This window comes from Sphingomonas oligophenolica (genome assembly GCF_039522915.1).
GTDB classification, from domain to species: domain Bacteria; phylum Pseudomonadota; class Alphaproteobacteria; order Sphingomonadales; family Sphingomonadaceae; genus Sphingomonas; species Sphingomonas oligophenolica.
This window is the reverse complement of sequence record NZ_BAAAEH010000058.1, coordinates 18,592-28,128: the sequence shown is the minus strand read 5'-3', so window position 1 is coordinate 28,128 and position 9,537 is coordinate 18,592. Positions and strand designations below refer to the sequence as shown.

At 66.7% G+C, this 9,537-nt stretch carries 12 protein-coding genes; 8 read left to right on the top strand and 4 right to left on the bottom strand.

Going from position 1 to position 9,537, the window contains the following annotated elements:
• The first annotated feature begins 306 nt into the window (after positions 1-306).
• Together ABD050_RS25570 and ABD050_RS25565 are read left to right on the top strand one after the other, a co-directional pair.
• Positions 307-1,290: an SPFH domain-containing protein gene (locus ABD050_RS25570; RefSeq protein ID WP_343892376.1), complete on the top strand. Its 984-nt coding sequence runs from the start codon at positions 307-309 to the stop codon at positions 1,288-1,290.
• Entirely contained in the window at positions 1,287-1,733 is a 447-nt protein-coding gene (locus tag ABD050_RS25565) for an NfeD family protein (RefSeq protein ID WP_343892375.1), read from the top strand. Before ABD050_RS25570 ends, ABD050_RS25565 begins: the two co-directional genes overlap by 4 nt.
• A 43-nt stretch (positions 1,734-1,776) precedes the next feature.
• Here ABD050_RS25565 and ABD050_RS25560 read toward each other — a convergent pair whose 3' ends face one another.
• The 4 genes from ABD050_RS25560 to ABD050_RS25545 are packed head-to-tail and all read right to left on the bottom strand — an operon-like array spanning position 1,777 to position 4,942.
• On the bottom strand, positions 1,777-2,421 hold the full coding sequence (locus ABD050_RS25560) for a hypothetical protein (protein ID WP_343892374.1): 645 nt from the start codon (positions 2,419-2,421) through the stop codon (positions 1,777-1,779).
• 46 nt (positions 2,422-2,467) lie between these two features.
• The gene (locus ABD050_RS25555; RefSeq protein ID WP_343892373.1) at positions 2,468-2,788 is read right to left on the bottom strand and encodes a hypothetical protein; all 321 of its coding nucleotides are present in this window, start codon (positions 2,786-2,788) and stop codon (positions 2,468-2,470) included.
• A gap of 37 nt (positions 2,789-2,825) precedes the next feature.
• Complete coding sequence (locus ABD050_RS25550; RefSeq protein WP_343892372.1) at positions 2,826-3,278, bottom strand: hypothetical protein; 453 nt, start codon at positions 3,276-3,278, stop codon at positions 2,826-2,828.
• A gap of 41 nt (positions 3,279-3,319) precedes the next feature.
• Complete coding sequence (locus tag ABD050_RS25545; protein WP_343892371.1) at positions 3,320-4,942, bottom strand: phosphoenolpyruvate carboxykinase; 1,623 nt, start codon at positions 4,940-4,942, stop codon at positions 3,320-3,322.
• Positions 4,943-5,148: 206 nt separating this feature from the next.
• On the opposite strand from ABD050_RS25545, the gene ABD050_RS25540 reads away from it, so the two are divergent.
• Genes ABD050_RS25540 through ABD050_RS25515 form a run of 6 tightly spaced genes read left to right on the top strand, consistent with a single transcriptional unit; the run spans position 5,149 to position 9,465 of the window.
• The gene (locus tag ABD050_RS25540) at positions 5,149-5,856 is read left to right on the top strand and encodes a response regulator (protein ID WP_343892370.1); all 708 of its coding nucleotides are present in this window, start codon (positions 5,149-5,151) and stop codon (positions 5,854-5,856) included.
• Positions 5,825-7,393: a sensor histidine kinase gene (locus ABD050_RS25535; protein WP_343892369.1), complete on the top strand. Its 1,569-nt coding sequence runs from the start codon at positions 5,825-5,827 to the stop codon at positions 7,391-7,393. Before ABD050_RS25540 ends, ABD050_RS25535 begins: the two co-directional genes overlap by 32 nt.
• Positions 7,390-7,812 carry an HPr kinase/phosphorylase gene (locus ABD050_RS25530; protein WP_343892368.1) on the top strand — a complete coding sequence of 141 codons (423 nt, stop codon included), beginning with the start codon at positions 7,390-7,392 and terminating at the stop codon, positions 7,810-7,812. The genes ABD050_RS25535 and ABD050_RS25530 overlap by 4 nt, the downstream gene beginning before the upstream one ends.
• Positions 7,809-8,789, top strand: coding sequence for an RNase adapter RapZ (rapZ, locus tag ABD050_RS25525; RefSeq protein ID WP_343892367.1), 981 nt, complete (start codon positions 7,809-7,811; stop codon positions 8,787-8,789). The genes ABD050_RS25530 and rapZ overlap by 4 nt, the downstream gene beginning before the upstream one ends.
• The gene (locus ABD050_RS25520) at positions 8,786-9,193 is read left to right on the top strand and encodes a PTS sugar transporter subunit IIA (protein WP_343892366.1); all 408 of its coding nucleotides are present in this window, start codon (positions 8,786-8,788) and stop codon (positions 9,191-9,193) included. The genes rapZ and ABD050_RS25520 overlap by 4 nt, the downstream gene beginning before the upstream one ends.
• Positions 9,193-9,465 carry an HPr family phosphocarrier protein gene (locus ABD050_RS25515; RefSeq protein WP_343892365.1) on the top strand — a complete coding sequence of 91 codons (273 nt, stop codon included), beginning with the start codon at positions 9,193-9,195 and terminating at the stop codon, positions 9,463-9,465. Before ABD050_RS25520 ends, ABD050_RS25515 begins: the two co-directional genes overlap by 1 nt.
• Positions 9,466-9,537 lie beyond the last annotated feature (72 nt).

The following is a 9,537-nucleotide window of genomic DNA, read 5'->3' as shown; positions in this document are numbered from 1 at the left end:
AAAAGCCGCTGAAATGCGCTAGCTGCAAACGGCACGGCAGACCTCCCAAAACCATGTCTCGACAACAGGATTTTGGCAGAATCCTCAGGATTTGTCTGCCGTGCACCAACCCCTACAGATAAAATCCCGGACAGCAGTGGGACCTGTTCCGGGGTCCACCGTTCCGCACGCCCTGACGGTTCGACTCCTGCGGCACCGTCCGGCATGACGGTTAAGGCGTCGCATTTCGCTATAACGCCCCCGGCGATCTGCTATTCTGCACCCACAGCCGCAAGCATCGCGGCAATAATCGGGGGGATTTCGCCCATGACGCTCACCATCTCCGGTCTCGTGCTGCTCGCCGTGATCTTCTACTTCATGACCAGCATCAAGGTGGTCCGTCAGGGCTATCATTACACGATCGAGCATTTCGGCCGCTTCACCACCGTCGCCAAGCCCGGCCTCAATTTCTACCCGGCCTTTTTCTACCGGGTCGGCCGCCGCGTGAACATGATGGAGCAGGTGCTCGACATCCCCGGCCAGGAGATCATCACCAAGGACAATGCGATGGTGGCGGTCGACGGCGTCGTGTTCTTCCAGGTGCTCGACGCAGCCAAGGCCGCCTATGAGGTGAGCGACCTCTATCTCGCGATCATGCAGCTCTCGACCACCAATCTGCGCACCGTGATGGGCTCGATGGACCTCGACGAGACCCTGTCGAAGCGCGACGAGATCAACACAAGGCTGCTCCATGTCGTCGACCAGGCGACCGAGGCCTGGGGGGTGAAGATCACCCGCGTCGAGCTGAAGGACATCCGTCCGCCCGCCGACATCGTCAACGCAATGACGCGGCAGATGAAGGCCGAGCGCGAGAAGCGCGCGACGATCCTCGAATCCGAGGCGGCGCGGCAGAATGAGATCAACCGCGCCGAGGGCCTCAAACAGGCGCAGATCCTCGAGGCCGAGGGCCGCAAGGAAGCCGCCTTCCGTGACGCCGAGGCGCGCGAGCGCTCGGCCCAGGCCGAGGCGACGGCGACCAAGTCGGTCTCGGATGCGATCGAGGGCGGCAGCGTTCAGGCGATCAACTATTTCATCGCGCAGAAATATGTCGAGGCGATCGGCAAGTTCGCCACCTCGCCCAACGCCAAGACGATCCTGTTCCCGGTCGAGGCGACTCAGCTGATGGGCACCCTCGGCGGCATCGGCGAGCTGGCGCGCGAAGCGCTCGGCGGCGTTGGCCCCTCGTCGCCGCCCGCGCCGCCGCGCGCCCCTGCCCGGCCGCGCGGCCCGTTCGAGGGAGGGACGAAATGACCTTGCTCGGCCTCGCCTGGAGCTGGGGCCCGCTGTGGCTGGCCGCCGCGCTGGTGCTCGCCATCGCGGAGATCATCGCGCCCGGCTTCTTCATGATCTTCCTCGCCGCCGGCGCCGCGCTGACCGGCATCGCGGTGCTGATCGTGCCGGGCATGCCGCTGATCCTGCAGGCGCTGCTGTTCGCCTTGTTCACCGCGGCCGCGGTGGGGCTCGGCAGGCGCTGGTACAGCCGCGGACCGGCGACCGCGGACCCCCTCCTCAACGACCGCGCCGCCCGGCTGATCGGAACGACCGTCGAAGTGTGCGAGCCGATCGTGGCTGGCGAAGGCCGGGTGAAGGTGGGCGACGGCGCCTGGACGGCGCGAGGGCCGGATGCGGCGAGCGGCGCGATCATGCGCGTCACCGGTGCGGCGGGAAACGTGCTGCTGGTCGAGGCGGTCTGAAGGGGCGCCAGGGCAAGGGCCGCGGCGCCGCGCGCCCGACCGGTCAGCCGCCGCGCTGCGCCCGCTCGATCGCCGGACGGTCGAACGCCTGGTCCCGGTAGCGTCCGTTGCGATCGACCCAATGCAGGAAAAGATGGGCCGACCATTGGTTCGGATTGGGGTTCAGCCGACCGTGGCGATGGTGGATGCCCTGGTACAAGACCCCGTCCCCCGGCAGCATGGCCACCGAGCCGAAGGGGGTGTCGCCGAAATCGTCCCGGACAACCGGCTGCGGCTCGGGATCGCTCACCGTCGCGACCGACAGCGCCCAGGGCTTGTCGTCCCCATAGGCGATGGTCAGCGACAGGCTATGCTCGCAAGCCGGCCGATCGGTATGCACGCGACAGACATCGCCCTGCTGATAGAGCCGGAAATAGGCGTAGGTCGGCAGCAGCTCGCACCCCGTCGCCAGGGCGATGCGCGGCGTCAGCCCCCAGAGGAAGGTGAGCATCGGCGGATATTGCATCGCGTAGACTTCGATCGCGTCCTTGGTCAGCAAGGGCCCGCGCGCCACGAACTTGCGCGCCCCCGCCTGGCTGAGCCCCAGATCGTTGCGCATCGCCTCGTATAAGCCGTTCAGGATCTGCGGCGGAAAAAGGCCGCTGAGCGCGACATGGCCCTGCGCGCGATACTGTTCGGTTTCTGTCATTGGGGCGATTCTATCCGATCCCCCTGCCCATCGCCAGCGCGCAGCCTCAATGCTTTCCGAACACCCCCGACGCGAGGTCGCTGAGCTCACCGAGAATGCCGCTGCCGCCCTGCGCCGCGAGCAGGCCGGCAAAATGGGCCAGAGCGCCCTCGCCGCCGATATGGTCGATGATCTGCCGCAAACTATCGGCCGAAAGCCCGGTCGCCGCGGCGGCAGTGTCTACGGTATCGCCCGGCGCGCCATGCGCCCGTCCGAGCGCAGTGATGGCGGATTCGATCTGCTCGGGCGTCAGGCCGACCTTCGCCGCGAGATTCTTCACGTCGACATTTTCAGCCACCTGGCCGAGCAGTCCGTCGAGCAATCCCATCACGCTATCCTTGCCGTGCCTGTTGCCGCGCTACCTATCACACCGCCGGCAGGGGCGCGAGATCGGGTGCGACGAATTCACGGCGCGCCGCGACCGAAAAGAGCAGCGTGCGGCTGTAGAAGCCGAGTGGCCAGTCGCGCCTGCCCGGCGGGCTCGCCAGGAGCGCGTTCACTGCCTCGACGAGCGGCTCGTCGGCAGGCCTTCCCCTCAAATGCAGTCGAATGCCCGCGACAAAGGCGCGCGTGATCGTGTCGTGATAGCCCTGGCTATCGTCATTCACCCCGCCGACGCTTTCATTGTAGCGCGAAATGATCGTGGAGATGCTTGAATCGACGTCGATATCCGGCCGCTCCCGCACCAGCCACAGCGTGGCCGCGAGATGCGCTTCATGAGTCCAGTCGGCACGCGGCAAGGTGCGCGCGAGCAGCCCCTCGCCGATCCGGCGGATCGCGGCGTCATCGGCGAAGGGGCGATAGGGAAGGTCAGTCATCGGTCGGGCTTTCAGTTGGGCCCGATCGATGACCGGGCGTTTCAGGCGGGTTCGGCGCTGTGGGGCTGGGGCATTTTCGGGGCAGCCTGGAGGACGCCCTCGTCGACATCGCCCGCGAATTGGGCGAAATTATCGACGAACAGGTCGACCAGCTTCGCCGCGGTCGCGTCATATTCGGCCTTGTTCGCCCAGGTCTCGCGCGGATCGAGGATCGCTGAATCGACCCCCGGCACGCTCACCGGCACCTTGAAGCCGAAATTGGGGTCAGTGCGGAACTCGGCATTGTTCAGGCTGCCGTCGAGCGCGGCGTTGAGCAGCGCGCGGGTCGCCTTGATCGGCATCCGGCGGCCAATGCCGTATTTGCCGCCGGTCCAGCCGGTATTGACCAGCCAGCAATCCACGCCGCCCTTGGCGATCCGGCTCTTGAGCAGGTTGCCGTATACCGAAGGGTGCCGCGCCATGAAGGGTGCGCCGAAGCAGGTCGAGAAGGTCGCATCGGGCTCGGTCACGCCGATCTCGGTGCCGGCGACACGCGCCGTATAGCCCGAGAGGAAATGGTACATCGCCTGATCCGGGGTCAGCTTCGAGATCGGCGGCAGGATGCCGTAAGCGTCGGCGGTCAGCATCACGATGTTGCGCGGCACCGGCCCCATATTCTCTTCCGAGGCATTGGGGATGAAGTCGATCGGATAGGCGCCGCGGCTGTTCTCGGCAAGGCTGGCGTCGTGGAGGTCGAGCTGGCGCGTGACATTGTCCATCACGACATTCTCGAGCACCGTGCCGAAGCGCTTGGTCGTGGCGAAGATCTCGGGCTCGGCATCGGCCGAGAGGCGGATCATCTTGGCGTAGCAGCCGCCCTCGAAATTGAAGACCGCCGTGTCCGACCAGCCATGCTCGTCGTCGCCGATCAGCGTGCGGCTGGCGTCGGCGGAAAGCGTCGTCTTGCCGGTGCCCGACAGGCCGAAGAACACCGCCGTATCGCCCTTGGGGCCGATATTGGCCGAGCAATGCATCGGCATCACGCCGGTGGGCGGCAGGAGATAGTTCAGGAGGCTGAACACCGACTTCTTCATCTCGCCGGCATAGCGGGTGCCGCCGATCAGGATCAGACGGTCAGTGAAGTTCACCGCGATCACCGTCTCGCTGCGGCAACCGTGGCGCGCGGGGTCGGCGCGGAAGGTCGGCAGGCAGATGATCGTATAGTCGGCCTCGAAGCCGCGCAGCTCATGCTCCTCGGGGCGGACCAGCATCGTGCGGATGAAGCTGTTGTGCCAGGCCAGTTCGTTGACGATCCGGACGCGGACGCGGTGCCCCGGCTGCGAGCCACCGAACAGATCCTGGATGAACAGGTCTTCCTTGTCCTTCAGCTCGGCGAGGAAATCCGCCTTGAGTGCGGCGAAATGCTCAGGCGTCATCGCCTTGTTGCTCTTGCCCCACCAGACCGTGCTCTCGGTCTCGGCGTCGCGAACGATGAACTTGTCCTGTGCTGAACGGCCCGTATGCGGGCCGGTTTCGACGACCAGCGGGCCGTCGGCCGAGAGCTTGCCCTCGCCGCGCGCGACCGCTGCCTCGATGAGGCGTGCCGTAACCAGGTTCCAGTGCAAGGTCGCCCGGGTCTCAATACCCTGGGCCTCGAGGCCGGCGTCCGGAATGCGATCGCTCACTGGCTTTTCTCTCCTGATCTGCGGCGCGGCTGATGCCGCATACGACTATATGATTGCGAGTCGCGCATATCGCCCGAAATGCGCAAATGTCCAGTCGAGACAATTTGTCATACCACGAGAGGACTCCACCGAGAAACAGGCGCGAGTTGAGCGCGCCCGCGCTTTCGACTAGTCCGTTCTCCCGCAACGCAAAGGCCCCCCCGCCGATGACGGCTTCGATCGCGCTCGTCGATGACGACCGCAACATCCTCACCTCGGTCTCGATCGCGCTTCAGGCCGAGGGATTCCTCACCCGAGTCTATTCGGATGGCGAGACGGCGCTGAAGGCGCTGATCGACAATCCGCCCGATCTCGCGATCTTCGATATCAAGATGCCGCGGATGGACGGACTCGAGCTGCTCCGCCGCCTGCGCGAGAAGAACATGACACCGGTCATCTTCCTCACCTCGAAGGATGACGAGCTCGACGAAGCGCTCGGCCTTGCGATGGGGGCCGACGATTATATCTCGAAGCCCTTCTCGCAACGTCTGCTGATCGCCCGCATTCGCGCTATCCTGCGCCGCGCCGAGCTCGCCCAGGCGGGCGCTGCCGGAGAGGAGGAGAGTGCCGCCGGCGCCCTCGAGCGCGGCCGCCTCGCCATGGATACGGCGCGGCACCGGGTGACCTGGAACGGCGAGAATGTGACGCTGACGGTCACCGAGTTCCTGATCCTCGAGACGCTCGCCCAGCGCCCCGGCATCGTCAAGACGCGCAACCAGCTCATGGATGCGGCCTATCATGACGATATCTATGTCGATGACCGCACCATCGACAGCCATATCAAGCGGGTACGCCGCAAGTTCAGGCAGATCGATCCCGAATTCGATGCCATAGAGACCTTATATGGCGCGGGTTACCGATTCTCCGAGGAGTGACGACCGCGCGCTGACGCTGCGCTGGTCCGGGCAGGTATCGCTCACGCCGCGCATCCTCGCGGTCAACATCTTCGCGCTTGCGCTGCTCGCGGGCGGCTTCTTCTATCTCGACAGCTATCGCAGCCGGATCGTCGACTTCAGGGTCGCCCAGTCGAGCCGCGAGGTGCGACTCATCGCCGAAGCGCTCGGCGCGGTGCCGCCAGCGCAGCGCGACGCGCTCACCCTGCGGCTCGCGCGCGACACCGGCGCGCGAATCAGGCTGTTCGATGCACGGGGCAGGCAGACCGGCGACACCCGCGCGCTCGGCCTGCGCAACTTCGTGCTGCTCGATCCGGACAAGGAGGATTGGCGGCAAACGAGCGCCCGAATCCTCGACGCGGTGATCGACACGGTCGTCCGCGCCCCCCGCGCGCCGCTCTACCGCGAGGTGGCCGACGAGTCCGAATGGCCCGATGTCCACACCGCCCGCACCGCCGCCGGCGCGCCCGCCACGGTGTGGCGCGCGCCCGATCGTTCCCCGGTGATCACCGCCGCCGCCGCGCTGCCGACGGGTGGAGTGGTGATGACCACGGTCAACGCCCGCGACATCACCCAGGTTGTCAGGATCGAGCGCTTCCGCCTCAGCGTCGTGCTGGCGATCGTCTCGATCGTCTCGATCCTGCTTTCGCTCTTCCTCGCCCGCACCATCGTCCGCCCGCTGCGCCGCCTCGCCCGCGCCGCGGTCAGGGTGCGGCTCGGCCGTGCGCGCGAGGTGGTGGTGCCCCGCCTGCCCTCACGGCGCGACGAGGTCGGTATGCTCGCCCGCGCGCTTTCCGACATGAGCCTTGCGCTCCGCGCCCGGATCGACGCGACCGAGGCCTTCGCCGCCGAAGTCGCGCATGAGATGAAGAACCCCCTCGCCTCCCTGCGCTCGGCGGTCGACGGCCTGAACTCGGTGCGCGATCCCGAACTGCAGGAGCGCCTGCTCGCGATCGTCCGCGACGACGTCCACCGCATGGACCGGCTGATCACCGACATTTCCGAGGCGTCGCGGCTCGATGCGCAGCTGAGCCGGGCCAAGTTCGAGGCAGTCGATATCGGCGCGATGATCGCCGCCCTGCTCGACGCCCGCACCGCGCGCGGCATCGAGCGCGGCGTCGAGATCCGCTTCGATCGCAAGCCCGGCGCGTCGCTCATCGTGATGGGCGAAGGCGCACGGCTCGAGCGGGTGTTCGAGAATTTGATCGAAAATGCAGTCTCCTTCTCCCCCGATGGCGGGCTGATCGCGATCAGCGCGGTCATCGAGGACGACGACCTTGTCGTTCGGGTCGAGGATGAGGGGCCGGGGGTGCCCGAGGAAGCGCGCGAGCAGGTGTTCCGCCGCTTCGAGACGCTCAGGCCCGAGGGCGAGGAGTTCGGCAAGCATTCGGGGCTCGGCCTCGCCATCGCCCGGACGATCGTCGAAGGGCATCAGGGCGCGATCACCGTCGAATCGCGCGAGGACCGGCTGAGCGGGGCGCGTTTCGTGGTGCGGCTGCCATTGGTCGATCAGCGATGAGCGAGACGATTCACGCCTCGACCGTTGCGATCGACGGGCATGCCGTGCTGCTCGAAGGCCCGTCGGGCGCCGGCAAGTCCGATCTCGCGCTCCGCCTGATCGATCGCGGCGCCGTGCTGGTCAGCGACGATTATACGCTGCTGACGCGCTCGGACGGCCTGCTGCTCGCCAGCCCCCCGGCGACGATCGCCGGGCGGATCGAAGTGCGCGGCGTGGGCATATTGCCCCTGCCGCATGCCGGGCCCATATCAGTGGCGATGATCGTGCGGCTTGATGGGCATTTCGAACGTCTTCCCGAACCCGTGACCCGGATGATTGCCGGGGTGCCGATCCCGGAGATCGCGATCGATCCGCGCGAGCATTCAGCCCCGATCAAGGTGGAACTCGCTCTACGCCACCTGCTGGACGGAGCAACATGAAGCACGACCCCAAGGAAATCCTCCTCGTGACGGGCATGTCGGGCGCCGGCAAGTCGACCGTGCTGCGCACGCTCGAGGATCTCGGCTGGGAAGTCGTCGACAATCTGCCCCTGCTGTTGCTCGACCGGCTGCTCGGCGCGCCCTTGCCCGAGGGCGCCGAACGCTCGTCGCAACCGCTTGCCCTCGGCATCGGCGCGCGGACCCGCGATTTCGATGCCGCCCGCATCCTCAAGCGGATCAGGAAACTCCGCGAAGAGCACGGCCATGACATCGGCATCCTGTTCCTCGATTGCGCCGGCGGCGAGCTGGAGCGGCGCTATTCCGAGACGCGGCGGCGCCATCCGCTTGCGCTGGATCGCCCGGCCAGCGACGGAATCGCCCGCGAGCGCGAACTGCTCGCGCCGCTTCGCGACCGCGCCAACCGGCTGATCGACACGACCAACATGACCGGCAACGAGCTTGCCCAGCAGATCCGCGCCACCTTTTCGGGCGAGCGACTCGGCGAGCCGACCCTCTCGGTGACCTCCTTCGGCTTCGCCCGCGGCCTGCCGCGCAACGCTGATCTCGTTTTCGACATGCGATTCCTGCGCAATCCGCACTGGGTCGACGAACTGCGTCCCGGCACGGGACTCGATTCCGCCGTCAGCGCCTATATCGCCGGGGACCCGGCCTATGATGCCGCGCTGGGCCAGATCGAGTCGCTGCTGCTGCTTCTGCTCCCGCGCTATCGCGCCGAGGGCAAATCCTATGTGACGATCGCGTTCGGCTGCACGGGCGGACGGCACCGCTCGGTTCATGTCGCGGAACGGGTCGCGGCACGGTTGCGCGCCGAAGGATTTTCGCCCACGGTCTCGCACCGCGATCTTGCCGCGGCACCCCAGGACTCGCTGGAGGGTGGCGCCGGAATCGCTCAGGGGGACGGACTTTCAGTGACTGAGTCTGCAATGAAAGAGTCGCGAAAAGAGTCGGGGCAATGATCGGCCTGGTTCTTGTCACGCACGGGCGCCTCGCCGAGGAGTTCGTCACCGCGATGGAGCATGTCGTCGGCAAGCAGGAGCGGATCGCGACCATCGCGATCGGCCCCGACGACGATATGGAGGCGCGCCGCGCCGACATTGCGCGGGCGATCGCCGCGGTCGATGCCGGGCGCGGGGTAATCGTGCTCACCGATCTGTTCGGCGGCACGCCGTCGAACCTGGCCATCTCGCTGATGGAGCGCGGCCGGATCGAGGTGATCGCGGGCATCAACCTGCCGATGCTGATCCGCCTCGAATCGGCGCGCAAATCGATGAAGGTGGTCGATGCCGTCGCCGCCGCGCGCGAGGCGGGCCGGAAATATATCTCGGTCGCCTCCGAGGTGCTTGGGGAGGCCGCTGCCTGATGCCGATCAGCCGTACCGTATTGATTACCAACAAGCGTGGCTTGCACGCCCGGGCCAGCGCCAAGTTCGTGACCCTTGCCTCGACCCAGCCGGTCGAGGTCGCGGTGGAAAAGGATGGCGCCGGCTCGGTGACCGGCACCTCGATCATGGGGCTGATGATGCTCGGCGCCGCGATGGGCGATTCGATCGTCATCAGCGCCGAGGGCGACGGGGCCGAGCAGGCGGTTGGCGCGCTGTGCGAACTGGTCGAGGCCAAGTTCGGGGAAGACTGACTTCTTCTAGCTCCCCTCCCGCGAGCGGGAGGGGAGAAGGGGAAGAAAGTGCCCCGCGCGCGATCGTTTACG

Coding starts and splice junctions, on each gene's coding strand:
- ABD050_RS25540 (WP_343892370.1), top strand. CDS start 5,149: ATGACGGCTTCGATCGCGCTCGTCGATGACGACCGCAACATCCTCACC.
- ABD050_RS25550 (WP_343892372.1), bottom strand. CDS start 3,278: ATGACTGACCTTCCCTATCGCCCCTTCGCCGATGACGCCGCGATCCGC.
- ABD050_RS25535 (WP_343892369.1), top strand. CDS start 5,825: ATGGCGCGGGTTACCGATTCTCCGAGGAGTGACGACCGCGCGCTGACG.
- ABD050_RS25570 (WP_343892376.1), top strand. CDS start 307: ATGACGCTCACCATCTCCGGTCTCGTGCTGCTCGCCGTGATCTTCTAC.
- ABD050_RS25520 (WP_343892366.1), top strand. CDS start 8,786: ATGATCGGCCTGGTTCTTGTCACGCACGGGCGCCTCGCCGAGGAGTTC.
- ABD050_RS25565 (WP_343892375.1), top strand. CDS start 1,287: ATGACCTTGCTCGGCCTCGCCTGGAGCTGGGGCCCGCTGTGGCTGGCC.
- ABD050_RS25560 (WP_343892374.1), bottom strand. CDS start 2,421: ATGACAGAAACCGAACAGTATCGCGCGCAGGGCCATGTCGCGCTCAGC.
- ABD050_RS25515 (WP_343892365.1), top strand. CDS start 9,193: ATGCCGATCAGCCGTACCGTATTGATTACCAACAAGCGTGGCTTGCAC.
- rapZ (WP_343892367.1), top strand. CDS start 7,809: ATGAAGCACGACCCCAAGGAAATCCTCCTCGTGACGGGCATGTCGGGC.
- ABD050_RS25555 (WP_343892373.1), bottom strand. CDS start 2,788: ATGGGATTGCTCGACGGACTGCTCGGCCAGGTGGCTGAAAATGTCGAC.
- ABD050_RS25530 (WP_343892368.1), top strand. CDS start 7,390: ATGAGCGAGACGATTCACGCCTCGACCGTTGCGATCGACGGGCATGCC.